Here is a 24,944-nt window from a genome sequence, read left to right as displayed (position 1 = left end):
CGGTCTTGCTTCCGGAGCTCAATGGGTCCGCTCCCCCATCAACATGCCGGCCCCCTCGGAGATCATGGCGGTCGCGAGTTCGCGTCCGAGCTCCATGGCTGCCGAGGGATCACCGGCGGTGGACTTGCGCACCGACCGTGTGCCATCGAAGGCGACCACGGCGGCGGTCAGGTTGAGAATGTGCCCGTCATCGGCCGCGTACGCACCTACGGGCGCGCTGCAACCGGCTTCGAGGGTGGCGAGCACGGCGCGCTCGGCGGTCACCGCGGCGCGTGTGCGCGGGTCGTCGAGCACTCCGAGCAACTCGATCAGCGCCGCGTCGCCGGCGCGGCACTCGACCGCGAGCGCCCCCTGCCCCGGCGCGGGAAGCATCTCGGAAACTTCGAAGAGCTGGGAGATCTCGGTCTCGCGCCCGATGCGGCCGAGCCCGGCCGCGGCGAGCACGATGGCCCGCAGCTCTCCGGAGGTCACCTTGCCGATGCGGGTGTCGGCGTTGCCGCGGATCGGGACGTACTCGAGATCGGGCCGCAGCACGCGCAGCTGGGCCACGCGGCGCGGGGAGCCGGTGCCCACCAGGGCGCCGGGGGCCAGGTCGACGAGCTTGGCGGAGCCGACGAGCGCGTCCCTCGGGTCGTCGCGCGGCGGTATGGCCGCGATGACGACGCGCGGGTCGGGCTTGGTCGGCAGATCCTTGAGGGAGTGGACCGCGAAGTCGATCTCACCATCGATCAGCTTGTCGCGAAGGGCGCTGACGAACACGCCGGTGCCGCCGAGCTGCGCCAGGTGGGTCTTGGTGACGTCGCCGAAGGTCGTGACGCCGACGAGCTCCACAGGACGCCCTGTCAGCTCGGTCAGCCGGTCGGCCACGAGCTGCGACTGGGTGGTCGCCATGAGGCTCCGCCGGGTGCCCAGCCGGAGGACGCTCCGCGCTGTGATCAGGCCCTCGGTCATGCCTCCTCCTCGCCGGCTCGACCGGTCAAGTCGGTCTCCACCTCGGCCACGTCGGCTCTCGTCACTGCCTCGGGCACCTTCGGGTTCAGGTCGAACAGCTCGCGCAGCGCCTCAGCATAATGATCGCCCGCTGGGGACGCCGCCAACCTTTTGACACGCACAGTCGGCTCGTGGAGCAGTTTGTCCACGACCCTCCTGACGGTCTGGGAGATCTCACCGCGCAGCCGCCCGTCGATCTCGGGCACCCGCGTGACGAGGCGCCCCAGCTCGGCCTCGACGACGTCGGCGGCCTTGGCCCGCAGCGCCACCACGGTCGGCGTGACCTTGGCCGCGCGCTCGGCACGGAGGTACTCGCAGACCTCTGCGGCCACGATGGACCTGACCGCGACGATGTCGTCGGAGCCGCCGCCCTGGCCCTGATCACCGACCCCCGCCTCCTGCATCGACTCGAGGTCGACGAGCGTGACGCCCGGAAGCGTGCGCACGCCTGGGTCCACGTCGTGCGGGAGCGCGAGGTCGAGCAGGAAGAGCGGCTTCTCGCGTACGGCTCGCGCCACCATTTCGGTGCCGATGACAACGCTACCCGCTCCTGTGCAGGAGATGACCAGGTCGGCGCCCGGCAGCTCGCGCTCGACCTCCGCCAGCTCGACGGCACGGCCGCCGACGGTCTGGGCCAGGCGGGCGGCGCGCTCGAAGGTGCGGTTGGCGACGACGATGTCGGTTACCCCGGCGCGGGCGAGCGTCGCCGCGGACAGCGCGCTCATCGACCCGGCGCCCACCACGAGCGCCCGCCTGCCCGCGATCGGGCCGAGGACGCGCTCGGCGAGGGTGAGGCCGACGCCGACGAGGGAGGCGCCCGCCCGGTCGATGCCGGTCTCGGTGTGGGCGCGCTTGCCGACACGGAGCGCCTGCTGGGCCAGCTCGTTGAGCACACTGCCCGCTGTGCCCTGCTCCTGGGCCAGCCGCAGCGACTGGCGCACCTGGCCGAGGATCTGCCCCTCGCCCACCACCATCGAGTCGAGACCGCAGGCCATCGTGAACAGGTGCTCGACGACGCGGTCCTCGTAGTGGACGTAGAGGTGGCGGGTCAGCTGCTCCTGGGGGACCCCGGAGTGGTCGCTGAGAAGGTCGGTGACGGTGGTCACCCCGGCGTGGAAGCGGTCGACGTCGGCGTAGACCTCGACCCGGTTGCACGTGGAGACGATCATGACCTCGGACACGTGCGCGTCGCTCCGCAGGTCGTGCAGGAGCTTCACGAGGGCGTCGCCGGTCACCGCGACGCGTTCGAGCAGCGCCACCGGCGCTGTCCTGTGGCTGAGACCAACCGCGAGAAGGCTCATGCGTCCATCGCCTCGGCCCAGTCTCCGGCCATCATGGGACTCCCTGTTTCGCGATCCGCTTTGCGCTGCTCATGAAACGCAAGAATTTGCAGTTCGATCGAGAGATCGACCTTGCGGACATCGACTCCGTCAGGCACGGTCAGCACGACGGGGGCGAAGTTCAAGATACTCGTGATCCCGGCTGCGATGACCCGGTCTGCCACCTGCTGCGCCGCCGTCGCGGGTGTGGCGATCACCACGATCGAGACCCCCCGCTTGTCGATCACGCTTTCGAGCTGGTCTATGTGGTCGACGGCCATGCCGACCAGGCGCTCGCCGACCACGCTCGTGTCGGCGTCGAACAGCGCGGCCACCCGGAAGCCCCGGGAGACGAACCCGCCGTAGTTCGCGAGCGCCCGTCCGAGGTTGCCCACCCCGACGATGGCCACGGCCCAGTCCTGGGTGAGGCCCAGCTCGCGGGAGATCTGGTAGATCAGGTACTCGACGTCGTAGCCGACGCCGCGCGTGCCGTACGACCCGAGGTGCGACAGGTCCTTGCGCAGCTTGGCGGAGTTGACTCCGGCAGCGACCGCGAGATCCTCCGAGCTCACCGTGGCGATGCCCCGCTCCGCGAGCCCGTTCAGAGCGCGCAGGTACAGCGGAAGCCTCGCGACGGTCGCATCGGGGATGCCACGCTCACGCGCTTGGGACATGCGGCGGATCACTTGGCCGGAACTCCAGGGGACGGGCGGCCGGTGCGCCCCCGGCCGCGCTCGCGGTTGACGGATGTCGACGAGAGGGCGCAGGCATCCAGGTTAGTACCTTTGTGAAGCTATGCACAAAGTGCGAGCGCGGACTCTCGGGTGTCAACTTTCCCAGGTAGGGGTGGCGGTCCGGGATCCGGCCCTCATGACTGTGATCCATGACACGGCCGGTGGGGCCGTTAGGCTGGGCTCATGGCTCCGCGAGACCACACGATCACCCTGCTCGGCAAGCCCGGGTGCCACCTGTGCGACGACGCCAGGGCCGTCATCCAGCGCGTGGCCGCCGATCTCGGGGTCTCCTGGGAGGAGCGCGACATCACCGCCTCCGAGGCCGACCAGCGGGACTACTGGGAGATGATCCCCGTCACGCTGATCGACGGCGTGCAGCACGACTTCTGGCGCGTCGACGAGACCCGCCTCCGCGCCGCCCTGACCTCGTAGCTCTTTCCTCAGACGCGGAACGCCGTGGGCAGCGGCACCACCTTGGCGGCGTTGACGTTCAGCTCGATCACGTTCGCCGCGAGCACGTGGGCCACCCGCTCGCGGGCGAAGCGCTCCATGTGCGCCTGTCGCTGGTGCTCGGTGAACGCCACCTCGTCGCGGTAGAGCTCGTAGACGATGCGCTGGAGCGGCGCCGACTTGACCGCGTGGCAGATGAAGATCAACGTGTCCGGCTCGCTCCGGCGTACGGCCTCGACGGTCTCCTCGGCGAGGCGGTCGAACGCCTCACCGGCTCCGTCCATCAGCGTGAAGACGGTGAGCAGGCCGTAGATGCTGGGCGAGGGCCTGACCGAGCCGGAGGCCACGAGCGGCACGTCGGCGCGGCGCCCTCCTCCTGAGGCGGCGGCGGCCTGGTCGAGACGTCCTCCGAAGGGCGGCTGCAGCTCGTTGCCGGGGAACAGCGCGCCGGTGGCGGGCATGGAGTAGTCCTGCTGCCCAGCGTGGTGCGACCCGTTCTGCCCGGGGTAGCCCGGGTCGGATGGTCCGGGAAGTGGGTTCTGGGCGTGCCGCGACCCGGGCTGGCCCGGCATGTTGGACCCGGTCACGCCTCCGAGGCCGGGCCCACCTTGTCCAGGGAGGCCCTGACCAGGGAGGCCTTGTCCGGGGAGGCCTTGTCCGGGGAGGCCGCCGGCCGTGTCCGGGCCTATGACCTCGCCGGTCCTCGGGCCGCCCGAGGCGCCGTACCCGCCGGAGGGCTGCATGCGGGCGGCGAAGTCCACATCACCCTGGTCGCCCGCGCGGTACTCCGCCACGAGGTCGCCGAGGCCGGAGCGTCGCGGAGGCGGCGTCGAGGCGGCGGCGGGGGTGGCGGGCAGCGGCCCGGACTCGTACGCGGCCTCGGGAGCCTGTCGGCGGAAGGGCGGGCGCTCGTCGTCCCAGTCATCGTCGTCGGAGTCGTCCCGCTCCTCGTCGTACGGCGCGAGCGGGCGGGCGACGGCGTACCACACGGCCCCGACCATGAGCGTGATCACGAGCGCCGCGAAGACGCCGGGGATCGCGAAGCGGACGGCGCCCACCAGGGCGAGCCCGGTCGGCGCCAGCACCACGCCCGCGTGCATGTTGTCGGCGTCGAGGTCGTCCCCATTGCGCCAGCGCAGCACCGCGACGATGAGGCAGCCGATCAGGATCAGGTACGTGAGGGCGTGGGCGGCGTTCAGCAGGGCCGTCGGGATGATGGTCCAGTGGACGTCGCCGAGCGGCAGGGTGTAGGCGAACTTGTCGGGGTCGCTGATGGGGTCCAGGATCAGGATCACGGTCGTGATCAGCGTGAACGCGATGCCCAGCAGCCAGGCGGCGAACTTCGCGGGCGCCTTCTGCGCAAGCATCTGGATCATGCCGACCGCGAGCCAGAACGGCGCCAGGAAGGCTCCGGTGATCTGGTAGACGCGGAAGGTGACGGGCCCGAACTTCATCAGGTGCCCGACGGCGACCGCGCCGAGTGCGAGGCAGAGCGCTGAGGTGGTGATGGTCCAGGCGATCAGCCAGCCGCTCCGTTCGTCCCGGAGACGTCCGACCAGGATGCCAGTGGTGATGGCGGCGAACAGTGCACCGGCGAAGGCGGTGACGGCAACGAGGACTTCCATGATGGCCCAACTCTGCCGGACATTACCTCCAAACCGGTAGCCGATGCCCGAACTGCCGCATCACTCCTGTTACGCGTGGTAGTTACTGAGGCAAAGTGGATTGTGTAATTTCCCGATGATTTCTAGAGTGTTCGAGCACGCACGCGCCCTTCCCTTTCCTCCCCAGGGATACCGGATGTCGAACTCATGGTCGGTCGCCGGGCTTTCCCCTCCAGGATCGGCCGACACTGTGAACTCCACGCGCGCCGCCGCTGACCAGCGGGAGCGCCCCTCCCCGGACATCGATGAGCTCCGGAGAGTGGTCCTCCGCGCCAAAACCGGCGACGCCGACGCCTTCGCGGCGTTGTACGACCGATACGTCGATCTTGTGTATCGCTATGTCTACTTCCGGGTCGGCTGCCACGCCCTCGCGGAGGATCTGACCAGCGAGACGTTCCTGCGCGCCCTCCGGCGCATCGCCGACTTCACCTGGCAGGGCAGGGATTTCGGCGCTTGGCTGGTGACGATCGCCAGGAACCTCGTGACCGACCACTTCAAGTCCGCCCGCTACCGCATGGAGGTCTCCACCGCCGAGGTGCTGGACACCCCGATGGACGGCCCGCACATCCCCGAGAACGCCGTGGTCACGACCATGATCAACGAACGCATCCTTCGGGCGGTGCGCGATCTCGGACCAGAACAGCAGGAATGCGTGGTTCTGCGCTTCCTGCACGGTATGTCGCTCGCCGAGACGGCGCTGATCATGGGGAAGAAGAGCGGCGCGATCAAGGCCCTCCAGTTCCGCGCGATCCGCGCCCTGGCCAGGGCACTCCCGGACGACCTGAGTTGACCTATGGTGACGCTCGTGAGGAGACCGGAGTGAGCAGGGCAGCCGTAACCTGAGGGCTCCCCGCATCGTTGGGCAAGTAGCACCTATGGATCATCGTAGTGCGCGCGGCAGGGAGCTTTCATGGGCAAGTGGGGGCCTACGCGGTGGCTGCTCAGGCGTTGGGCGGCCGCCACGCGACGGGAGCCCCAAGCCCATTTCGTGTCCCGGCTCAACGAGATCGGCGCCGAGCCCGGCCACGGCCCTCGGCCCGACTTCCGCGCCCGGCTGCGTGGAGAGTTGCTCGCCGCCCAGGCGACCACCCCGGAGACCGCTCCCGAGACCGCCCGGCACGCGCGTCGCATCCCCATGCTGGTGCGGTTGCGCCCGGGGGCGCTCATCGTGACGGTGACGGGCCTGATGCTCTTCACCGGGGTGGAGACCTACGGCTCGGTGCCCGGCGACCGCCTCTACCCGATCAAGCGCGCGGCGGAGGCCACCCTGCTCAGCCTCACGACCGACGACGTGGAGCGCGCCCAGCGCGAGCTGAGCGCCGCGCACTCCCGCGCCACGGAGGCCGCCGCGCTGCTCGGCTATCCCGACTCCCGGCGCTCCGAGCTGATCGGGCCGACCCTGGACGAGATGACCTCGACGACCCGCTCGGCCCTGTCCGCCCTGGGCCACGTGAAGCGCCCGGATACGCACGCGCCAGCGTTGAAGCGCTTCACCGAGGAGCAGCGGGACGTGGTGGAGCCGATGATCCCCCAGCTCGGCGACGACGACCGCATGAAGGCCAGCGCGTACCTGGACATGATCGACGACCTGACCCCGTGACGTACGCGGGAGGACGCCTCTTCACGACGTAGGCGGGACACGCCCATGACCTGCACGATCTTCCTGTCTCCCTCAGGTCCGCCTACCTGGGCGCACCCTATGACGTGCGCCAGACGTCACGCCACGCTAACGCCACGTACACCGACTCCACCCCCTGCTCCCAGTTAAGCTGAGGTGCTATGAGGCGGTTACTGCGACGGCGCACCGAGGCGGAGATGGCCGGAGAGGTCGCTGCCGCGGCCGCCGTGGCCGCGCCCATCGCCGATCCCGACCCGACCGCAGCGGCGTTCTTCGATGTCGACAACACGATGATGCGAGGCGCCTCGATCTACCACTTCGCCCGGGGTCTGGCCTCCCGGGGGCTGTTCACCACCAAGGACCTGCTGAGGTTCGCGGTGGGCCAGGCGCTGTTTCGCGTACGCGGCAACGAGAACCCCGAGCACATCGCGCAGGCCAAGGAGACCGCGCTCGCCTTCGTCGTCGGGCTCAAGGTCAACGACGTCGTACGGCTCGGCGAGGAGATCTACGACGAGGTGATGGCCGACCGCATCTGGGCCGGCACCCGCGCCCTCGCCCAGAGCCACCTGGACGCCGGCCAGCGCGTGTGGCTCGTGACCGCCACGCCTGTCGAGCTCTCTCGGGTGATCGCCCAGCGCCTCGGCCTCACGGGCGCGCTCGGCACGGTCGCCGAGACCGAGGACGGCGTCTACACCGGCCGCCTGGTGGGCGACCTGCTGCACGGACCGGCGAAGGCCGAGGCCGTGAAGGCCCTGGCCCGGCGCGAGGGCCTCGACCTGTCACGCTGCACGGCCTACAGCGACTCGGCGAACGACCTTCCTCTGCTCCAGCTCGTCGGCCACCCTTGCGCGATCAACCCCGACAGCGAGTTGCTGGAGCACGCCAGGGACAACAACTGGATGATCAGGGACTTCCGCACCGGCCGCAAGGCCACCATGATCGGCCTCCCCATCGCAGCGGGCGCCGGCGCCATCGCCGGCGGCGTAGCCGCCGCCATAGCCCTGAGAAAGCACTACCGCTCCTCCTGACAAGGGCCTCAGTCGACTACCGAAACGAATTCCGAGACAGCAGAGGGTAGTCGTCCATAGCATCATCGCTATGACTTGGGGTACCGTAGAGCTGGAACCAGAGGTTCAGGAATGGCTCGAAGATCTGCCCATGGAGCTGTTCGCGAGAGCTGCTTTCTATGTTGACTTGTTGGCGGCGGAAGGTCCTCTGCTGGGAGAGCCGTATACGAAGCAACTGGACGGCAAGCTACGCGAACTGCGCTTCCATCTCGATGAGGCTGCTGTAAGGGTGACGTATTGGATCGCATCCGGCCGACGCATCGTGCTGTTGACCGTGTTCCAGAAGACGCGACCTCGCGAGCATCGCGAAGTCGAGCGTGCTAGACGGGCTCTGCGCCGTTGCATCGAGCAGGCGCATACTCCCGATGAGGAGGAGACGGTATGAGCGGGCAGTCGAGCTGGCGTGAGCTCAGAGATCGCCGGATGGCCGAGCCGGGTGCGGTCGAGGCCTACGAAGCCACACGGATCGCCTACGAACTTGGCAAGGCCGTGCGAGGGATGCGCGAGGCACGCGGCTGGAGTCAGAGTGACCTGGCGCGCGAGGCCGGCATGACCCAATCCGCGATAGCACGATTCGAGGCAGGCGGAACAATCCCCACGCTGCCCGTTCTCGAACGGCTGGCGCATGCCTTGGACGCGAACGTCGAGGTCCGCCTGACCCCCCGCGCTCCAGCGGCCTGAGCCCTGGTCACGTCTAGGGAAAGGGCTTCGCTCCCAACCTCGATCCGAGCAGGCGCATACTCCCGATGAGGAGGAGACGTATGAGCGGGCAGTCGAGCTGGCGTGAGCTCAGAGATCGCCGGATGGCCGAGCCGGGTGCGGTCGAGGCCTACGAAGCCACACGGATCGCCTACGAGCTTGGCAAGGCCGTGCGAGGGATGCGCGAGGATGTGTCCACGCTACGAGGGGAAACGCACACTGGAACCGTCATCCCGTAGAGGGTCGCAGGACGATCTTGTCGTAGTGATTAGCGAAGAAGGAGACGAAGGCCAGTGCTTCGGGGATCACACCCATCTCGTTGCTGTGTGCGGTCAGCAGCGCGGTGGCGTTGTTGCCGCGGGTGGCGTACACGGTGAAGGCACGGTTCGCCGGTAGGCCCCGGACGTCGATGACCACTTCATCGACTCCGGGAAGTGCCCGGATTTGGGCGTTCCCCGCCGCCCCGGGGGCTCCTTGCACTTCGATGGGGTGGTTTTCGACGCGCATGCCCAAGCCCTGCTGACCGAGGTGTGCGGTGCTGCCTGGGCTGGTGCGGGCGACGTAGACCAACGCCATCGGGGACTGACCAATGCGCAGGGTATCGATCACTTTCATGGATCTGGTGTCGATCACGTCGACTGCGTCGGAGTACTGCAGCGCCACGTACATGCGGGTGTTGTCCGGGCTGGGCCAGATACCGTGCGGACCGAGGCCGTGGTTTTGGATGCGATTGACCAGCGTCGGTGGGCCGCCGGTGGTCGAGCGCCGATAGACGAGGGTCTGACCGAGGTCGCCCACGGTCATGTAGGCATAGTTCACGCCATCGACCGTGACGAAGTTAGGGTGGTTGGTCCGCGGGCCGGTGTTCAAGACGGCCTCAACCTTGTACGTCTGCGCGTTGACCACGGCGGTGGTATAGCCGTTGTCCGGCATGCCCAACCAGATCTCTTTGCCGTCGGGGGAGATCGCCTCGTCGGAGGAACCACCAGCAACGTTCGGTACCGTGACGTGCTGGATGATCTTGCGGCTGGGCACATCGATGACATCGAAGGCTTCGGCCCGCAGATGGTTCACGTAGGCCCGCCGGCCATCCGGGCTGAAGACCACCTTCGACGGGCCGTCTTCGGAGTGGATGCGGGCGATGACCCGGTCATGGCGCCAATCGATGACCGCGACGGTGTCCACGCCTCGCTCGGCGACCCACAGTTCGTTTCCATCAGCGGAGAAGAATCCCTCGTGTGGGGCGCGGTCAAGGTAGATGGTGTGCACGACGGCGTTGGTGGCGGTATCGATGACGTGGACGGCGTTGGTGGTGACGTCGACGACGTCAAGGTACCGGCCATCGCCCGAGAAACCGAGGCCGTGGACGTCGATTTCCCCGTCGTACATCGCGCCAAGAATATCCGCGTCGACGTCCATGCGCGGTTTGCCCAGTGCGATCGTGCCCAGCACCGTGTCGGTCTTCGGATTGATCACACTAACCGTGTTGGAATCCTGGTCGGCGGTATACACCCGGTCATTCGCTGAGATCGGCTGCGCGCCAGGCAACGCCGGCGCCTGTGTCACGCCAACCACCGCACTCTGCCGGGTGGCCAGCGACCGCGGCGCGCAGGCAGCCGCCAGGGTTACCACGATCGTTAGCAACGCAATAACGACCGTTCTACTGCGAGGACCTTGGGACGAGCACATACGTACCCCCGAGAAAATCTCTCGACTACGTATCCCCCCGAGAAACCAGCCCACCCACGACTATCGCGCCGAATGTAACATCACCATGCTACGCCTGTACTCTGCGTGACCGCCGATGCCCGGACCGGAACTCGCCGCTGGCACCATCGACCGGGTGACGGCCAAGAGTGACGAAATTGGGGGCTTACATGAGGGCGGGCCTCCTGATAGCGACGCGGTAGCGAACCAATCGTCGAGCAGGCAGAATGCCTACGTCGAGGTCCGCCTGAGCCCCGGCCACGTCCAGGAAAAGGGCCTCGCTCCGCTCGGACTGTTTTCAGGAGCTTCGCTCCCAACCTCATCACAATCGGGACCATGGCGGATCTCGAAGTGTCGGACCGCAGCGCAACGTGGCCACGGCTCCTCAGCATCACCTCAGAGGTTGACCAGTCACTGATCTCAGGCCGGTTCGGCCCCGTGGCCGGTGGCGATCGCATCGATGTGGCCCGCAAGTTCGAAGTCCTTGGCCGTAAGGCGGTTTCCGGCGTCGTGAGTGGTGATTGCGAAACGGATCCGCTGCCAGGTGATGTGGATGTCGGGGTGGTGGCCGACCTCACGCGCCTTGGCCGCGACGTACATCGCCATGTGTACACACTCGTGATAGGTGTGCGCGAACGTCCGGGTGATGCCGTCCCCCTGACGCTCCCATCCGGGTAGTCCGGCCAGATGAGCGACAATCTGCTCTTCGGACAGTGGCTGAACGGTCATCGGCGTCTCCACATCAACGGCTCACGCGATCTGAGACATGATCTCAGCCAGCTCCCGGCCGGGAGCCGTACCCGCCCAGGCCGTCGCGCGCCGAGGAATGGCCCTTAGTTCCTGCCGTAGCCTCGCTGATCCGGTTTCCTGGACCATCGCCGCAGTCGCTGTGGCGATCTGCACCACCCGTTCGGGTTCGGCCACCTCAGCCAGAGCCCCGGCCTGGCGTGCCCAGAACACGCCATTGTCGCGCCGTGCCGACTCTGGCACTGTGCCCAGGATCCGATCCCAGAGCGTGACGGCCTCCCGGTAGAGGCCCAGTCGAAGATAGGCGGTCGCTCGCTGGACGTCTATGTACCCGGGGCTACGGTGACAGGCATTGCCCCAGGGATGCTCGTCATCGACCTGATCTACAAGGGCGGCCGCCTCATCCAGCAGCCGGTCTACCAGGTCCGTGTCCTTGGCCGGCAGCATTGAGTTGCCATGCGCCTGGTGGACCAGCGCGAGTATGCGTACTTTCGGGCACAACTTGCTTCTGTCCATCAGGGCGGACTCGGCATAGTCGACAACGGTGCGTCCGTCGCCCACATCGATCGCGAGCATCGCTTTGTTGGTGAGGGCGTAGCTGATGAGCTGCGGGTCCTGAGAGCGAAGGGCCATGTCCAGGGCGACGGCCCGCCAGAACCCGGACCGATTGATGTCGCCGGCGTCCTGGTAGAGCCAGCCCAGCAGTGCTCCGTACGCGACACCCGCGCCCAGGAGGCCACGACGTACCGGCGCATCGGCAGCATGGGCGAGCTGTTTGATGAGCTCCGCTTGGGTCGTGACAGTCGGGATGAGATGGCGGGGCCCGAGCCACATGTCGGCTTTGTAATGGCCGGGTAGCTGTTCGAGGAAGTACATGACGAGCTCCGGAGCTACAGGGCCCTGGTGGGGAGGGTAAGGAGCGAGGTCAATCGTAGTAAGACCTATCTCCAGAATGTCGTGGCGCTTCGGCTTCGCCGCGCCAAGGAGATCGTCCTCGGAAACGCCGAAGGCTGTGGCGTACGCGGTGGTCCAGTCGCGGGGGAAGTGCTTGCCGGCTTCCCAGTCGCGGATCTGGCGGGTGAGGGACTCCGCCGATCCGCCTTCGTAACCGGCAGCGGAAAGCAGGCGGCGGGCCATCTCCTTCTTGCTCCATCCTCGGGCCTCACGCTCGGCCTGAAGGCGTAGCGCCAAGGGTGGGCGCCGCAGCTCGGTCATGAGTGCACCCTCCGCCGAGGTGATCGAGGGGCGGAGACAAAAGTCTCCGCCTTGTCTCCGCCATTCTCCGTCTACCCGCCTCGGTTTCGCCGGGATTCACTGATCGTGGCCGGACGACGACACCACGTGGCCTAACCGCTACCCCGTCTCGAACGGCATCCCCTAAAAGGCGGAACCCGCAGGCGCGATAACGCCGTACGGGTCCCTTGATCGCATCGGAGTGCGACCCATGACCAAGGCTAGAGCCATCCGGATCCGCTGGCAGGCCGACCGGCCACCATTGCCGCTCGGCTGCCGGTGGTGCGGGCACGCCCCGTACGCCCATGACGCTTCGAGCCTGCCGCATCGCCGGCATCACCAATGGGAACAGCCCACGGTCGCCCAGGTTCACGCCAGGCTGGCCACGCGGCGGCGTCTGGGGCTGTGCGCGTCCTTCCCGGCCGCGGCGCCGACCCGCCCGCTGAAGGTCCACCCGCCTGCCACCCCAGGGCGCCATGCCCGTACGGGCGACGCTCCGGTCTCACACGGCCGGGGTCGCGCGCCCGATACGCCGCCCCTGATCGGCGGGCGCGAGCCGTACCGGCTTGGGGCGGCCACGTGAGCCGGGAACCAGGACGGCACCGGATCGGCGTACGTCCCGGCCAGGTACAGCCCCGGCGCTGGGACCTGGCCAAACGCGCGGCAGCCGCCCATCTTGACCAGTTGGAGCCCGCCTGGCACATCTCCTACGGCGTGGGTAGCCGCAGGTTCGTCGCCATCGCCATCTGGCAGGCACCAAAGCCGCTCAGAGTCGACGCACCCACCGTCGAGGAACTACGCGAGCTGATACGCGAGGCCGAGCTGGATGCGATGGGCATGCTGGTCGATCTTGCGGTGAGGGCATCGTGACCGGCCCGAACGAGCACACCCGCGAGCCCACTCAGCCAGAGCCCATCCGACCCAGGCCCGCCCAAGCCGACGCCGACGCCGACGCCGACCAAGTCAACACCGGCCAGGTCTGCGACCCGTACGGCTTCCCGGCCACAGCGGGGCGCGGTGTCGGTGGGTACGTGCCCGCGCGCCGGCCGACCCCGACAGCTCCCGTGCCCAGAGAGATCAACGTTCTGGTCGAGCAGCAGCTCGCCGCGCTGAACCAGACGTACCCCGCTTGGCGGATCACCCGGGTGAAGCGCGCGGACGGCACTCCGGGCGGATGGTGGGCCACCAGACACCGGCCGCTGACGGACGATCAGCGCGCGGCCGGCCTGGTCCCGAGCATCGCCCGAGGCGACGCGGTAGCCCTCGTGATGGAACTGGCCGTACAAGACGAGATCGCCCACCAGACCGGCTACTCCGACGCGTGAAACAACCCAGCGCGGACGCACCCGACAGACGCGCGGCGGGCCTGAGCCAGGCTTGGCGGGGCCCGCCGCATCGCCCCGTCCAAGGAGAGCCCAGACGCCCAAGCAGGGCAGCCACGAGTATGCCGACATCGCTCGCACACGGGTCATCACGCGAGATACGGATGACCCGATCAAGCAATCACCGACGCTCCAGGTATGACCTTGGTAAAGTCTCCGCAGGCCAGGGGAAACTCAAGGTCACGCTGGGGCGCTACTCACCCGCAGCAAAAGTGCATCTCAGGGCGAACAACAGCCCGACGAAGCGTTGCACCAGGAAAAAGAAACGGCCCCCGAAGGGGCCGTCGGGCCAGAGGCGCAAGCCCCTGGCGGGGTATTGGCTCATCTTACGGCCTCAGTGGCCTCTTCGCAAGAAAGCTTCAGGGTGAACGGCACAGAGCGGGTCATGGCCTATGTTGACGGGTTCAATCTGTACTTCGGCATCCGTCAACACGGCCGCCGCCTTCTCTGGCTCGATCTCGACAAGCTCGTACGTAGCCTCCTCAAACCCCACCAGCGCCTTGAGGGCGTGCGCTACTTCACAGCGAGTGTCCGAAATGACCCGCCATCCGAACACCGCCAACGGACATACCTCAGAGCTTTGGAAGCCCACTGTCCGGCACTGGACATAGTCCTGGGACGGTTCCAACAGAAGACCAAGACCTGTAAGACATGTAGATCAAGCTGGCCCGACTACGAGGAGAAGGAGACCGACGTCTCTCTGGCAGTCTCTCTGCTGGAAGACGGGGTAAGCGGCAGGTATGACACCGCGTTGATCATCTCTGCGGACAGCGATATGTGTCCGGCGATACGCTCCGTCAAACGGCTTTTACCATCAGTGCGGGTGATCGCGGTATTCCCTCCCAATCGACGATCTCATGATCTTATGCGCGCCTGCGACGCGACTCTCCCTCTGGGGCTCGCCAAGGTACGCCAATCACAGCTTCCTGAGTCGATCACCGTGGCAGGGACGACTCTTAAGCGCCCTGATCACTGGAAATAGCGGTGTGCCGACCTGCGGTATGAAGAATTGGGAAGGCCTGGCCGCATTGGAGGCGGAGGCGGTTGAGTTGTTGCTGGACCAGCTCGCGGACCCGGTCGGTGGGGTTGAAGTCCAGGGTCGGGTCGTCGGCCTTCGCTGGAGCATGTTCAGGGCACGGCAAGCCGAGGGCTGACCGAGATCGCCTGACCTGTCGCCGCCGGCCACGATGCTTGAGCGGCCTGAGCAGGCGTACGGCTCAATGGCCCGCCGGCCAGCGGCCGGGGTGACGTTGCGAGCCGTGGCCGTGTGGCGCCGATGGTTCTGGACTCGCTGTAGGCGTCGAGGTGCGCCGGGGTTGGGAGCGAAGCTCCTCCTGTGAACACAGTCCGAGCGCAGCGAGGCCCGTTCCCAGGGAGACCCGTCAGAAGAACGGGGGGAAGGCGTGGCCGCGTTGGAGGCGGAGACGGTTGAGCTGTTGCTGGACCAGCTCGCGGACCTGGTCGGTGAGGTTGAAGACCAGCATCGGGTCGTCGGCCTCCTCCGGGTCGTACTCGTCGGTGCGCACGGGCTCGCCGAACTGGATCATCCACTTGGACGGCAGCGGCAGCAGGCCGAGCGGCCCGAGCCACGGGAACAGCGGCGTGATCGGGATGTACGGCAGGCCGAGCAGCCGCGCGAGCGACCGGATGTCGCCGATCTTGGGATAGATCTCCTCCGCGCCGACGATCGAGCACGGGATGATCGGCACCTGGGCCCTGATCGCGGAGGCCACGAAGCCGCCCCGGCCGAATCGTTGCAGCTTGTACCGCTCCGAGAAGGGCTTGCCCACGCCCTTGAAGCCCTCGGGGAACACCCCGACCAGCTCGCCCTTGCGCATCAGCCGGTCGGCGTCCTCGGGGCAGGCGAGCGTGTGGCCCGACTTGCGTGACAGGTGGCCGAGGATCGGAAGCTGGTAGACCAGGTCGGCGCCGAGCAGCCGCAGCGGGCGGTGCGCGGGATGCTCGTCGTGGAGGGCCACCTGGAGCATGAGGGCGTCGACCGGGACGGTGCCGGAGTGGTTGGCGACGACGAGCGCCCCCGCCTCGCGCGGCACGTTCTCAAGGCCCACGGCCTGCACCCGAAACCAGTGCCGGTAGAGCGGGCGGATCAGCTCAAGGAGCACCTTGTCGTTCAGCTCAGGGTCGAAGCCGAACTCGTCGACCTCGTACTCCCCGGCGAACCGGCGCCGCAGGAAGGCCAGGAACTCCGCGAGGCGGTCCTCGACGGCGTCGGCCCTGCCGTTGCCGGAGCGCCGCCGCGCGGCCGTGATGGGGATGACCTGAGCGTCTCGGGACTCCTCATCGCGCAAGTCGTGCGGTAGCTTCACCGTTTCACCCCTCCACCCATGACTGTCGTGATCCAGTCGATCACAGCGAGTGGCATACCACCAAACAGGCCACGCGAGTGGAGGAAATCATCGAACGCCGACGCGGTGGTGAACTTCGGCCGCCAGCCGAGCTCCGCCACGAGCCTGTCGGGGTCGACGGCGCGTCCGTAGCTCATCAGGGCGAGTTGCTCGGGAGAGAAGTCGACCCGCCCGACACTGCGGGCGAGGTCACCGATGACGCGGAAGGCGGTGGCCGGCACCGGCACCGTCGGCCGGCCGCTCCTGCGTACGCACTGCGACAGCAGCATGACACCGTCGCCGACCACGTTGAACGTGCCGGGGTGGTCCTCCACGGCCATGCGGCGCAGCACCTCCACCCCGTCGTCCTCGTGGACGAACTGCAGGCGGGGGTCGAAGCCGAGCACGGTCGGCAAGACAGGCTGGACGAAATAACGCGTCAACGGCGAGTCGACGCCCGGCCCCATGAAGTTCGCGAAGCGCAGGGTCGAGACCGTCACGTCGGGCCGCCGCCGGGCGAAGCCGCGGACGTACGCCTCGACCTCGGTGGCGTCCTTGGCGTAGCCGGAGCTCGCCACCTCGATCGGCTCGGCCTCTTCTGTGAAGACCGCCGGGTCATGCGAGGAGGAGCCGTACACCGCGGTCGTGGAGCGGACCACCACCCTGCGCACCGTCGCCGACCGCTGGCAGGCCGCCAGCAGCTGCATGGCGCCGATGACGTTGTGCTCTTTCATGTACAACCGGCCGGCGCTCTTCGAGGGAGCGCTGACCAGGCTCATGTGCACAACGGTGTCGATGTCGGCCGCCGCGATGACCTGTGCGATGTCCGGGCTGCGCAGATCAACCCGGACGAACTCCGTACGGCCCAGCGCGACGCCGCCGCCGTCTCGCGTGAGCGAGGGCGGCGGCACGGTGTCCACTCCGATGACCCGGTCGATGTCCGGGTCCGCTGCGAGGACGCTCGCCACTCGGGCGCCGATGTGTCGGGAGACCCCGGTGACAAGCACTGTGTGGGTCATCGGCGCCTCGCAGAATCACGTTTGTGGGTCGCGCTTGCTCGGGTGCTCACCGGGCTCGTGATCCCTCACACCCGGCCCGCCGCTCTGCGTCGTCGGTCCGCGCTGTTACTTCTTGTTACGCCGCTGGATGCGGGTCTTCTTCAGAAGCTTGCGGTGCTTCTTCTTGGCCATGCGCTTACGACGCTTTTTGATCACAGAGCCCACGGGACCCCCAGGTGAAGGTAGGTTTTGTCAAGTCGGTGTGTGCCCTCCGGCGAGTCGCTCGCCGCCCTGAGCGCCTGGACACGCCGTTGCCACGGCATACCCGGGAACCCAGATCGGCGCCTCGCAAGAAGCACACCGATTCAACAGCCTACCGGCGATTCACGGTCGATCGCTCCCCGGGGGGAACCCGCGTAGCCCGCCGAGGGGTCGCGCCCCACGACCGGCCAGACGTGGGCGGTCGGCCGCCCACCCCGCTCCGGTCGGTTTCGCACCCCTGGCGAACCATACGCTCATAGTCCAGCGGTCTCGACCAGGTGAACGGTGATGTCGCTACTGGTCCAGTCAACCCGCTTCGATGAACGCATCCCTCAGGTAGTCGTGCACCGCTTGCTCAGGCACCCTGAAGGATCGCCCGACCCGGATGGCCGGTAACTCACCCGAGTGGACGAGCCGGTACACCGTCATCTTGGACACCCGCATGACAGTGGCAACCTCTGCCACCGTCAGGAACTTCACCTCGCTGAGAGGTCTTTCGCCTGCACCCATCGGACGCCTCTTCCGCACGTGTTTCCGGGTTATCCCCACTGGTGCCATTGCTCACGCACGTGTACTGCTGTCAGCGTAGAACGCGTCTCCGATCGCGCAAACCCCCTATTCCATCAGTCTGCGGAGACGCCTGCCACCAGAACGGAGAAAATCGCTGGCCAGCAGCCAGGCCGAGCCCTGATCCCGATCTTGTGGCCGGTCTAACTGTGTCCCATTAGAGTCGCCCGGGATCATAAAAAAGTTGGCAAACGGTCGACGTCAGACCCCGAATGCGCGCGCGAAACAGCGGTTAGGGGACGACCGGATTGGGTGGAGGTCGCCTCACAGGCCACTCTCGACCCGTGAGACCAGATAGCGCGTCAACGGATCGTAGTGGCGCGGAAGCACGTTGTCATCGAGCGGCACGGTCACGGCGATCTTGCCCTCGGCCTCGCCGACGAACAGCCCGGGGTCGTTGCTGTCGGCGAATCCGACCGTCTCGACCCCCGCCTCGCCCGCCGCGCCGGCCCAGCCGTGGTCGCCGATCACCAGATCGGGCTTGCCGTCCCCGAGCTCCGCGAGCTCCGCGAGCATCGCCTGCATCGGGGCGGGGTCGTGGGTGTGGACCAGGGCGCCACCGTCGTCCAGCATCGCCACGTTGTCCAGGTAGCGGATGCGGCGCCTGCGGCCGAGGCCTCCGCTCGCGAAGGACCGCTGCTCTCCGGGGGTGAGGATCGTGGCCCCGTGCCCCCTGGCGAGCCGCGCCAGCGCGAGGTGCGTGGTGAGAAGCCCCGTGGGGTGGCCCGTGGCGATGAGGACCCTGGGGTTGTCGCGCTTGAGCACGGCGGCGATGCGGTCGCCCATCGCGTCGAGGGCGTCGATCGTACGGTCGGGGTCGATCGTGTCCTGCCCGTGGCGGTACTCGGGGTCGGCCACGACCCCGGCGGCCTTCGACATCAGCGAGAGGATGTCGCGGTAGGTCCAGTCACCGTCCATGGTGAGGCCGAACATGTAGTGGGGATCCCGTACGGCGAGCGAGCGATAGTGATCTAGGTTGTTCTCCCGGCTGGTGGCCACGTCACCGGCGATCTTCGTCCGGATCAGGTGGTCTCTCAGCTCTTCCCGCGAAAGAGCAGTCGCGGTCTCCATCGTTCACTCCGTCCACTTGTGCACCCATGTGCAACCTTCACGGCAGTACGCACCGGCGGCCACCCCGCCTGGCGGGATCAGGGCAGGGGGTCCAGCCCGTGAAAAGGGAAGATCGCCTTCCGCGTTGCCATGATGGCTCGGTCAATAGCGTCCCCAGGGTCGTAACCACCGGAGAAATGCTGAAATTCCGGGCTACGACCGTCGGTCATGGTCAGCGGCGGCACCTCGCCCGTACGCACCCTGACGAAATCACGCCAGCTCTGCGGCGTCGGCGTGCCCGGGTCGACCGGGTCGCCCGCGGCCTCGGCGATCAGATGGCTCCACGCGCGGGGGACCACCTGCACCAGCTCGTAACCGCCACCGCCCGTCGCCAGCCACCTGCCGCCCGCCGTCTCGTGGGCCAGCGAGTGCAGCGCGGCGTACGCCTGGCGCTGGCCGTCGAGGCTCAGCATGAGATGGGCCAGCGGGTCGAGGGCGTGGCTGTCGCAGCCGTGCTGGGTGACCAGCACCTCGGGGTCGAACTCCCGCAGTAGCGGCGGGACCACCGCGTGGAACGCCCGCAGCCACCCGGTGTCCCCGCAGCCGGCCGGGAGCGCGACGTTGACGGCCGTCCCCTCGGCGCCGGTCTCGGTGGGGAAGCCGGTGCCGGGGAACAGCGTGCGCGGGCTCTCGTGCAGGCTGATCGTGAGAACCCTCGGGTCGTCGTAGAACATCGCCTGGACGCCGTCCCCGTGGTGGACGTCGACGTCGACGTACGCGATGCGCCGCGCGCCCTGCGAGAGCATCCACGCGATGCCCAGCGCCGGGTCGTTGTACACGCAGAAGCCGCTCGCCGACCCCGGCATGGCGTGGTGCAGCCCTCCTGCGATGTTCAGCGCGTGCTCGGCCCCGCCCGTCCACACCGCGCGGGCGGCGGCGAGCGTGGCGCCCGCGACCAGGGCCGACGCCTCGTGCACGCCGACGAAGGCGGGGTTGTCGGGCGTGCCCAGCCCGCACGCGAGGTCGGGCCTGCCGTCGGCGGACACGCGCCGCACCGCGTCGATGTAGTCGCGCTCGTGCACCAGGGCCAGCTCGTCGTCGGTCGCCGGGGCGCACCCCACCAGCTCGACCTTGTCGAGCACTCCGAGCTCGCGGGCCAGCGCCATCGTCAGCTCGACCCTGACGGGCGCCAGAGGATGATCCGGCCCGAAGTCGTACGAGACCAGCTCGTCGTCCCAGACAACCCGCACGGACCGGCTCACGCCATCACCTCGCCCACGACGGATCGGCCACGGCGGAGCGTAAAGACTCGGCCAGGCCGGGGGCGCGGGATCGAAAGCTCACCGCGCACGCTCATGAAAACGACCGTACCGCACCGCTTGTGATCACCCGCCGACGCCGTCACCGTACGAACCAGAACACGGCAGTACGGCCCCATGTGTCACGTGGGTCACTCCGCTCGCAGGGCGATGACGGGATCGAGGCGGGCGGCCCTGCGCGCCGGGGCGACGCCGAAGAAGACGCCGACCGCGACCGAGACGCCGAAGGCCAGGACGATCGACCACCAGGTGATCGAGGCCGGCACCGGCGAGACCGCCTGGATCAGCAGGGAGCCGCCCACCCCGATCAGGATGCCGAGCACCCCGCCGATCGTGGTGAGCAGCACGGCCTCGATGAGGAACTGCCCGAGGACGTCCCGCTGGCGGGCGCCGAGCGCTTTCCGCAGCCCGATCTCCCGCGTGCGCTCCCGCACGCTGACCAGCATGATGTTGGAGACGCCCACGCCGCCGACCAGCAGGGAGATGCCCGCGATGGCGGCCAGGACTCCCGTGAGCATGCCGAGCACGCTCCCGATGGTGCCGAGGAGCTGAGTCTGCGTCACGGCGCTGAACCGCTCGCCGGGGTAGCGCCCGCCGAGCGCCTGGACGACCCGCTCTCGCAGCGGCTCGATCTCGTCCGGCCCCGAGGCCCCGACGGCGATGCCGTTGATCCGCGAGAGCCCGATCAGGCGCTGCGCGGTCGTGACGGGGACGTGGACCTCCTGGTCGCGGGCCACGCCGAACGTCGCGCCCAACGGCTCGTACAGGCCGATCACCCGGAACCGCACCCCGGAGATCGTGACCTGGCGGCCGACCGGGTCGACGTCCCCGAACAGCTTGGCCCCGACCTCGGAGCCGAGAACCGCCACCCGCCGCCGCGTGTCCACATCGGTGGCGCTGAGGTAGCGGCCCCGGCGGAGCGGCCGGTCGAAGATGTTCGGCAGGTTCTCGTCGGTGCCGGTGATGGTGGCGAAGACCTCGGTGCGCCCCACCCGCACCGATTCGCCCGAGTTGACGGCCACCGTGACCTTCGCCGGGTCGCCGACGACCCGGCGGACGAACGCCACGTCCGCGAGGTTCAGACGGCTCTGGGTGGGCGCGGCCCCGAGGCCCACCTGCCCGGGGACGACCAGGATGATGTTGCTTCCGAGCCCCGCGATCTCCCTCTCGATCGCCTCCTTGGCGCCGGTGCCGATCGCGACCAGGATGACCACGGCCAGCACCCCGACCACGACGCCGAACATCGTCAGCGCGCTGCGCAGCCGGTTGACCCTCAGCGCCTCAAGCGCCATGCGCAACGCCTCGGCGGTCCTCACGGCGCGCCCTCGTCGCCGTCCCCGTGTGCGGTGTCGAGCTCGATGAGGCCGTCGCGGACGTGGATACGCCGATGGGCCAGGTCGGCGACCTCGCGCTCGTGGGTGACCAGGACCACGGCCACGCCGCTCCCGGAGTTGAGGTCGGCCAGGATGCCCATCACCTCCTGGCCGTTGCGCGAGTCCAGGTTGCCGGTCGGCTCGTCGGCCAGCACCACCTTGGGATCGCCGACCAGCGCCCGGGCGATCGCCACCCGTTGCTGCTCGCCTCCGGACATCTGGGACGGCCGGTGGTCCAGCCGGTGCGCGAGACCGACCGCAGAAAGCGCCCGCCTGGCCCGCTCGCGCCGTTCGGCCCTGCCCACTCCCCTGTAGACGAGCGGCAGCGCGACGTTCTCCAGCGCGGAGGTGCGGCCGAGCAGGTGGAAGGACTGGAACACGAACCCGACCGCCTGGTTGCGCAGCTCGGCGAGGCCGGTGTCGTCCAGCGTGGACACGTCGACGCCGTTGACCCGCAGCGTGCCGGAGGTGGGCCGGTCCAGGCAGCCCAGCAGGTGCATGAGCGTCGACTTGCCCGACCCGGAGGGACCGATGATGGCGACGAACTCGCCCCGGTCGATGCGGAGGCTCACCCCGCGCAGCGCGTCGACCGACACCCCCTCCAGCTTGTAGGACCGGGCGAGATCTATGGCCTCGAACGCGGGAGCGCCGTCCAGGTCGGTCACGTGAGCTTCTGACCTGGGCGTACGGTGTCGGCGCCCTTGACGACGACCCGCTCGCCCGGGGAGAGGCCCCGCGCCACCTCGACCACGGCCTCGCCCTGGGCGCCGAGCTTGACCACCCTGCGCTCCGCCGAGCCGTCGGCGCGTACCACCCACACCACGGTCTCCCTGCCGCTGGTCACGATGCTGGACGCCGGCACGGCCACCGCGTCCTGCGACTCCCGCACGGTCAGCCGGACGACCGCGCTCATGCCCGGTTTCGGTACGGGCGCGTCTCCCCCGTCGTCGTACGCCCCCTGGCCGAGCGTGAGACGTACGGGATAGCTCACCCCTCCGGTGGTGCCCTCCTTGGGGGTGACGCCGACCCCGGTGACCTTCGCCCGGTAGGTGGCCCCCGAGGCCGCGTCGAGCTCGACCTCGGCCTTGGTGCCGGGACTGACCATGAGCACGTCGGTCTCGTCCACATCGGCGGTGAGGGTCAGCCTGGAGACGTCCGTCACGGTCGCGATGGCGTCGCCCGCCGCGACCGGGACGCCCGTGGCGATCGTGCCCCCGGAGGTCGCGGCCCCCGCGCCGCCGGACGAGCCGGCGGCGGCGCCCGCCTGGCCGGCCAGGTCCGCGGGGAGCTGCCCCAGCAGGGAGCCGAGGCCCGGGGAGCCGCCGCCCGACGGCCCGCCCAGGGTGACCACCCCGTCGAAGGGAGCCTTGATCACCAACCCCTTGACGTTCGTCTCGGCGATCTTCACCGCGGCCTTCGCCTGCGACTTGGACGCCGCCTGGAGGGAGGACATGGAGGACGCCAGCCCACCCAGCCCCGCTCCGATCTGGCCGCTGACCTGGGATAGCACCTGGTTCACCGATCGCGTCAGGCTCTGGGTGATCTGGTTCAGCGCGGCGCGCTGGGCACGATGCCGCGTCTCGGCGCCGTCGATGGCGGCGAGCAGTTGCGCCCTCACCTGGCGGTCCTTGATCTTCCTCGCCGCCGCGCGCGCCCTCGTGAACCCTCGCGCGACCTTGCGATCGAGGGACGAGGGGGTGCGGAGGCCCGCGAGCCGGATGGCCGGCGCCGCGACCCCGCCCCCGAGCCGCACGGGCCTGGACGCCTGCCGCTCGGCCTGCCGGGCCTGCTTGAGCTGGTCCTCGGCCTGGGGGGAGCTGATCCTGGCGAGGATCTCCCCCTTGTCGACCGTCTCGCCCTCGCGGACGTACAGCTTGGTGACCGTGCCCGCGGCGGAGGACCGCAGCGTGGCGGTGGCTCGGGCGCCGACGGTCGCCGGGGCCTCGACCACCTCGCTGACCGGGGCGCGCCTGACCTCACCGATCTGCACCTTGGGCGTCTCGTCCTGCGAGCAGGACGAGAGCAGCAGCGTAAGACCGACGACGAGCGGGGGGATACCGCGACGAATCGTCACCTGGCCATCGTAGGAGCGGAAGCCCTACCCTGCTCGGGCAATCCGGATGCGAAGCCGTACGGACCGGCGTGGGCTACGACGGGGCGGACACGCGGCGCAGGCGGCGGATCGCGGGCACCGAGAGCAGGACGACGCATCCGGTGACGGCGACCGCCGAGGAGATCGCCAGCACTTCCCTGGCCCCCAGCAGGGAGGCGACGGGACCGGCGAGCGCCTGGCCGACCGGGAGGGCCATGACCGAACCGGCGACCTCGTAGGCGTGGACGCGGTTCAGCACCTCGGGGGCCACCTGGGTCTGCACGCTGGTCATCCACATGACGCCCCAGAACGCGGACCCCATGCCCGCGGTGAGATGGCAGGCCGCCATCAGCGCCAACGGCAGGCCGAGCGCGATCGACAGCGGTTCCAGCGCGAAGAAGCACATGGCCAGGGCCCCGGCGGCGAGCGGCCGTCCCGGCTTGACCCTCATGGCGATCAGGCCGCCGACGATCGTTCCGGCGCCGTGGGCGGAGACGACGAACCCGTACCCGGTGGCGTTGTAGGCGGAGTTGACCAGGATGGAGCCGAGCGGGACCACGGGACCGAAGGCCGCGATGCCCATGACCGCCCAGATCACGATCACCCCCCACATCCAGGTGCGGGAGCTGAACTCGTGCCACCCCACCCTGAGGTTGGTCCAGATCGATCCCTCCTCGGCCGCGCCCGTGCCGGGGGTCAGCCGCAGGAGAGCGAGGCAGAGGGCGCTGACGCCGAAGCCAGCCGCGTCGATCAGGAACACCACGCCCACGTCGGCGAACGTCACCAGGAGCCCCGCGACCGAGGGGCCCATCAGGAGCATCGCCGACTCGGACGTGCGCTGGGTCGCCACGGCCCGCTGCACGTCCCGGGCTATCTGGGGGATGAGGCTCGCCAGGCCGGGCTGGAACATCGCCGCGGCCGACCCGTTGACGGCCGAGACGACCATGAGCTGCCAGAGGGCGGGCGTGCCGGTGAGGAACAGCACCGCCGTGACCGACTGCGAGACCAGGCGGACGATGTCGGCGCCGACCATCATGCGGCGCGGCGTGAACCGGTCGGCGAACACCCCGCCGAAGAGCACGAGGAGCGCCATCGGCACCGTCGAGGACGCGAGGGTGTAGCCGACGCCGCTGGCGCCGTACCCGGCCTGGATGACGCCGAGCGTCATCGCGACCGGCACCATGGCCGTGCCCAGCATGGACACGGATCTCGCGGTGAAGAAGAGCCGGAACTCGCGGGTCCAGACGGCCGGCCCCTCCGGCCGCCCCGTCTCCTGCTCCGTCGCCCCTGCGGCTGCTGCCACGATGCCCCCATGTCCGCCGTTCCCAC

General features: G+C 68.7%; 27 protein-coding genes. 10 read left to right on the top strand and 17 right to left on the bottom strand.

The genetic code is table 11. The annotated features are described in order from the left end of the window. Positions 1–18: 18 nt before the first annotated feature. Genes hemC through ACOZ38_RS02555 form a run of 3 tightly spaced genes read right to left on the bottom strand, consistent with a single transcriptional unit; the run spans position 19 to position 2,983 of the window. Entirely contained in the window at positions 19–951 is a 933-nt protein-coding gene (gene hemC / locus ACOZ38_RS02565) for a hydroxymethylbilane synthase (RefSeq protein ID WP_424528547.1), read from the bottom strand. Continuing rightward, positions 948–2,291 carry a glutamyl-tRNA reductase gene (locus ACOZ38_RS02560; protein ID WP_424528545.1) on the bottom strand — a complete coding sequence of 448 codons (1,344 nt, stop codon included), beginning with the start codon at positions 2,289–2,291 and terminating at the stop codon, positions 948–950. Before ACOZ38_RS02560 ends, hemC begins: the two co-directional genes overlap by 4 nt. Continuing rightward, entirely contained in the window at positions 2,288–2,983 is a 696-nt protein-coding gene (locus ACOZ38_RS02555) for a redox-sensing transcriptional repressor Rex (protein ID WP_405143614.1), read from the bottom strand. The genes ACOZ38_RS02560 and ACOZ38_RS02555 overlap by 4 nt, the downstream gene beginning before the upstream one ends. A 243-nt stretch (positions 2,984–3,226) precedes the next feature. On the opposite strand from ACOZ38_RS02555, the gene ACOZ38_RS02550 reads away from it, so the two are divergent. Then, positions 3,227–3,475, top strand: coding sequence for a glutaredoxin family protein (locus ACOZ38_RS02550; RefSeq protein ID WP_405143613.1), 249 nt, complete (start codon positions 3,227–3,229; stop codon positions 3,473–3,475). A gap of 8 nt (positions 3,476–3,483) precedes the next feature. Here the strand turns inward: ACOZ38_RS02550 and ACOZ38_RS02545 are convergent, their stop codons facing one another. After that, positions 3,484–5,118: an antibiotic biosynthesis monooxygenase gene (locus tag ACOZ38_RS02545; protein WP_424528542.1), complete on the bottom strand. Its 1,635-nt coding sequence runs from the start codon at positions 5,116–5,118 to the stop codon at positions 3,484–3,486. A gap of 229 nt (positions 5,119–5,347) precedes the next feature. Between ACOZ38_RS02545 and ACOZ38_RS02540 the strand changes: the two genes are divergently transcribed. From ACOZ38_RS02540 to ACOZ38_RS02520, 5 genes are all read left to right on the top strand, one after another. Next, positions 5,348–5,947 carry a sigma-70 family RNA polymerase sigma factor gene (locus ACOZ38_RS02540; RefSeq protein ID WP_424528540.1) on the top strand — a complete coding sequence of 200 codons (600 nt, stop codon included), beginning with the start codon at positions 5,348–5,350 and terminating at the stop codon, positions 5,945–5,947. Between the two features lie 120 nt (positions 5,948–6,067). Further along, the gene (locus tag ACOZ38_RS02535; RefSeq protein WP_405143610.1) at positions 6,068–6,757 is read left to right on the top strand and encodes a DUF5667 domain-containing protein; all 690 of its coding nucleotides are present in this window, start codon (positions 6,068–6,070) and stop codon (positions 6,755–6,757) included. Positions 6,758–6,936: 179 nt separating this feature from the next. Continuing rightward, a complete protein-coding gene (locus tag ACOZ38_RS02530; protein ID WP_424528537.1) occupies positions 6,937–7,803 on the top strand; it encodes an HAD family hydrolase in 867 nt (288 codons plus the stop codon). A 70-nt stretch (positions 7,804–7,873) separates the two neighbouring features. Beyond that, a complete protein-coding gene (locus tag ACOZ38_RS02525; RefSeq protein ID WP_424528535.1) occupies positions 7,874–8,227 on the top strand; it encodes a type II toxin-antitoxin system RelE/ParE family toxin in 354 nt (117 codons plus the stop codon). Then, the gene (locus tag ACOZ38_RS02520; protein ID WP_424528533.1) at positions 8,224–8,523 is read left to right on the top strand and encodes a helix-turn-helix domain-containing protein; all 300 of its coding nucleotides are present in this window, start codon (positions 8,224–8,226) and stop codon (positions 8,521–8,523) included. The genes ACOZ38_RS02525 and ACOZ38_RS02520 overlap by 4 nt, the downstream gene beginning before the upstream one ends. 246 nt (positions 8,524–8,769) lie before the next feature. Here ACOZ38_RS02520 and ACOZ38_RS02515 read toward each other — a convergent pair whose 3' ends face one another. From ACOZ38_RS02515 to ACOZ38_RS02505, 3 genes are all read right to left on the bottom strand, one after another. Then, positions 8,770–10,185, bottom strand: coding sequence for a hypothetical protein (locus ACOZ38_RS02515; protein WP_424528531.1), 1,416 nt, complete (start codon positions 10,183–10,185; stop codon positions 8,770–8,772). A gap of 483 nt (positions 10,186–10,668) precedes the next feature. Further along, on the bottom strand, positions 10,669–10,977 hold the full coding sequence (locus tag ACOZ38_RS02510) for a 4a-hydroxytetrahydrobiopterin dehydratase (RefSeq protein ID WP_424528529.1): 309 nt from the start codon (positions 10,975–10,977) through the stop codon (positions 10,669–10,671). 21 nt (positions 10,978–10,998) lie between these two features. Further along, positions 10,999–12,210, bottom strand: a complete 1,212-nt coding sequence (locus tag ACOZ38_RS02505) for a helix-turn-helix domain-containing protein (protein ID WP_424528527.1) — start codon at positions 12,208–12,210, stop codon at positions 10,999–11,001. A gap of 229 nt (positions 12,211–12,439) precedes the next feature. Between ACOZ38_RS02505 and ACOZ38_RS02500 the strand changes: the two genes are divergently transcribed. The 4 genes from ACOZ38_RS02500 to ACOZ38_RS02485 all read left to right on the top strand — a co-directional run bounded on the left by ACOZ38_RS02500 (position 12,440) and on the right by ACOZ38_RS02485 (position 14,592). Beyond that, entirely contained in the window at positions 12,440–12,811 is a 372-nt protein-coding gene (locus ACOZ38_RS02500) for a hypothetical protein (protein WP_424528525.1), read from the top strand. Continuing rightward, entirely contained in the window at positions 12,808–13,098 is a 291-nt protein-coding gene (locus tag ACOZ38_RS02495) for a hypothetical protein (protein WP_424528523.1), read from the top strand. The genes ACOZ38_RS02500 and ACOZ38_RS02495 overlap by 4 nt, the downstream gene beginning before the upstream one ends. Beyond that, entirely contained in the window at positions 13,095–13,553 is a 459-nt protein-coding gene (locus ACOZ38_RS02490; protein WP_424528521.1) for a hypothetical protein, read from the top strand. Before ACOZ38_RS02495 ends, ACOZ38_RS02490 begins: the two co-directional genes overlap by 4 nt. 421 nt (positions 13,554–13,974) lie before the next feature. Next, positions 13,975–14,592 (top strand): NYN domain-containing protein, encoded by a 618-nt coding sequence (locus tag ACOZ38_RS02485; protein WP_424528519.1) that lies wholly within the window; start codon positions 13,975–13,977, stop codon positions 14,590–14,592. 400 nt (positions 14,593–14,992) lie between these two features. Here ACOZ38_RS02485 and ACOZ38_RS02480 read toward each other — a convergent pair whose 3' ends face one another. The 10 genes from ACOZ38_RS02480 to ACOZ38_RS02435 all read right to left on the bottom strand — a co-directional run bounded on the left by ACOZ38_RS02480 (position 14,993) and on the right by ACOZ38_RS02435 (position 24,918). Continuing rightward, complete coding sequence (locus tag ACOZ38_RS02480) at positions 14,993–15,937, bottom strand: lysophospholipid acyltransferase family protein (RefSeq protein WP_405143605.1); 945 nt, start codon at positions 15,935–15,937, stop codon at positions 14,993–14,995. Beyond that, on the bottom strand, positions 15,934–16,974 hold the full coding sequence (locus ACOZ38_RS02475) for an NAD-dependent epimerase/dehydratase family protein (protein ID WP_405143603.1): 1,041 nt from the start codon (positions 16,972–16,974) through the stop codon (positions 15,934–15,936). The genes ACOZ38_RS02480 and ACOZ38_RS02475 overlap by 4 nt, the downstream gene beginning before the upstream one ends. 105 nt (positions 16,975–17,079) lie before the next feature. Then, on the bottom strand, positions 17,080–17,178 hold the full coding sequence (locus ACOZ38_RS02470) for a 30S ribosomal protein bS22 (protein ID WP_018654693.1): 99 nt from the start codon (positions 17,176–17,178) through the stop codon (positions 17,080–17,082). A 342-nt stretch (positions 17,179–17,520) separates the two neighbouring features. Further along, a complete protein-coding gene (locus ACOZ38_RS02465; RefSeq protein WP_030456159.1) occupies positions 17,521–17,724 on the bottom strand; it encodes a helix-turn-helix domain-containing protein in 204 nt (67 codons plus the stop codon). Between the two features lie 321 nt (positions 17,725–18,045). Then, the gene (locus ACOZ38_RS02460) at positions 18,046–18,852 is read right to left on the bottom strand and encodes a phosphatase (protein WP_424528512.1); all 807 of its coding nucleotides are present in this window, start codon (positions 18,850–18,852) and stop codon (positions 18,046–18,048) included. A 77-nt stretch (positions 18,853–18,929) separates the two neighbouring features. Then, on the bottom strand, positions 18,930–20,093 hold the full coding sequence (locus ACOZ38_RS02455) for an acetoin utilization protein AcuC (protein WP_405143596.1): 1,164 nt from the start codon (positions 20,091–20,093) through the stop codon (positions 18,930–18,932). 188 nt (positions 20,094–20,281) lie between these two features. After that, complete coding sequence (locus tag ACOZ38_RS02450; RefSeq protein ID WP_424528509.1) at positions 20,282–21,466, bottom strand: ABC transporter permease; 1,185 nt, start codon at positions 21,464–21,466, stop codon at positions 20,282–20,284. Next, positions 21,463–22,188, bottom strand: a complete 726-nt coding sequence (locus ACOZ38_RS02445) for an ABC transporter ATP-binding protein (protein WP_424528507.1) — start codon at positions 22,186–22,188, stop codon at positions 21,463–21,465. The genes ACOZ38_RS02450 and ACOZ38_RS02445 overlap by 4 nt, the downstream gene beginning before the upstream one ends. After that, positions 22,185–23,597: an efflux RND transporter periplasmic adaptor subunit gene (locus tag ACOZ38_RS02440; RefSeq protein ID WP_424528505.1), complete on the bottom strand. Its 1,413-nt coding sequence runs from the start codon at positions 23,595–23,597 to the stop codon at positions 22,185–22,187. The genes ACOZ38_RS02445 and ACOZ38_RS02440 overlap by 4 nt, the downstream gene beginning before the upstream one ends. Before the next feature lie 73 nt (positions 23,598–23,670). Beyond that, positions 23,671–24,918 carry an MFS transporter gene (locus ACOZ38_RS02435; protein ID WP_424528503.1) on the bottom strand — a complete coding sequence of 416 codons (1,248 nt, stop codon included), beginning with the start codon at positions 24,916–24,918 and terminating at the stop codon, positions 23,671–23,673. Positions 24,919–24,944: the final 26 nt, after the last annotated feature.

It is taken from the genome of Sphaerisporangium viridialbum (genome assembly GCF_049674955.1).
Lineage (GTDB): Bacteria > Actinomycetota > Actinomycetes > Streptosporangiales > Streptosporangiaceae > Sphaerisporangium > Sphaerisporangium viridialbum.
Note: the sequence above shows the minus strand (reverse complement) of the source record. Positions and strands in the feature narration are given on the sequence as shown.

Excerpts from the sequence above, each read along its gene's own strand:
- hemC (WP_424528547.1), bottom strand. The coding sequence starts at position 951 with ATGACCGAGGGCCTGATCACAGCGCGGAGCGTCCTCCGGCTGGGCACC.
- ACOZ38_RS02560 (WP_424528545.1), bottom strand. The coding sequence starts at position 2,291 with ATGAGCCTTCTCGCGGTTGGTCTCAGCCACAGGACAGCGCCGGTGGCG.
- ACOZ38_RS02555 (WP_405143614.1), bottom strand. The coding sequence starts at position 2,983 with ATGTCCCAAGCGCGTGAGCGTGGCATCCCCGATGCGACCGTCGCGAGG.
- ACOZ38_RS02550 (WP_405143613.1), top strand. The coding sequence starts at position 3,227 with ATGGCTCCGCGAGACCACACGATCACCCTGCTCGGCAAGCCCGGGTGC.
- ACOZ38_RS02545 (WP_424528542.1), bottom strand. The coding sequence starts at position 5,118 with ATGGAAGTCCTCGTTGCCGTCACCGCCTTCGCCGGTGCACTGTTCGCC.
- ACOZ38_RS02535 (WP_405143610.1), top strand. The coding sequence starts at position 6,068 with ATGGGCAAGTGGGGGCCTACGCGGTGGCTGCTCAGGCGTTGGGCGGCC.
- ACOZ38_RS02530 (WP_424528537.1), top strand. The coding sequence starts at position 6,937 with ATGAGGCGGTTACTGCGACGGCGCACCGAGGCGGAGATGGCCGGAGAG.
- ACOZ38_RS02525 (WP_424528535.1), top strand. The coding sequence starts at position 7,874 with ATGACTTGGGGTACCGTAGAGCTGGAACCAGAGGTTCAGGAATGGCTC.
- ACOZ38_RS02520 (WP_424528533.1), top strand. The coding sequence starts at position 8,224 with ATGAGCGGGCAGTCGAGCTGGCGTGAGCTCAGAGATCGCCGGATGGCC.
- ACOZ38_RS02510 (WP_424528529.1), bottom strand. The coding sequence starts at position 10,977 with ATGACCGTTCAGCCACTGTCCGAAGAGCAGATTGTCGCTCATCTGGCC.
- ACOZ38_RS02505 (WP_424528527.1), bottom strand. The coding sequence starts at position 12,210 with ATGACCGAGCTGCGGCGCCCACCCTTGGCGCTACGCCTTCAGGCCGAG.
- ACOZ38_RS02500 (WP_424528525.1), top strand. The coding sequence starts at position 12,440 with ATGACCAAGGCTAGAGCCATCCGGATCCGCTGGCAGGCCGACCGGCCA.
- ACOZ38_RS02475 (WP_405143603.1), bottom strand. The coding sequence starts at position 16,974 with ATGACCCACACAGTGCTTGTCACCGGGGTCTCCCGACACATCGGCGCC.
- ACOZ38_RS02465 (WP_030456159.1), bottom strand. The coding sequence starts at position 17,724 with ATGGGTGCAGGCGAAAGACCTCTCAGCGAGGTGAAGTTCCTGACGGTG.
- ACOZ38_RS02460 (WP_424528512.1), bottom strand. The coding sequence starts at position 18,852 with ATGGAGACCGCGACTGCTCTTTCGCGGGAAGAGCTGAGAGACCACCTG.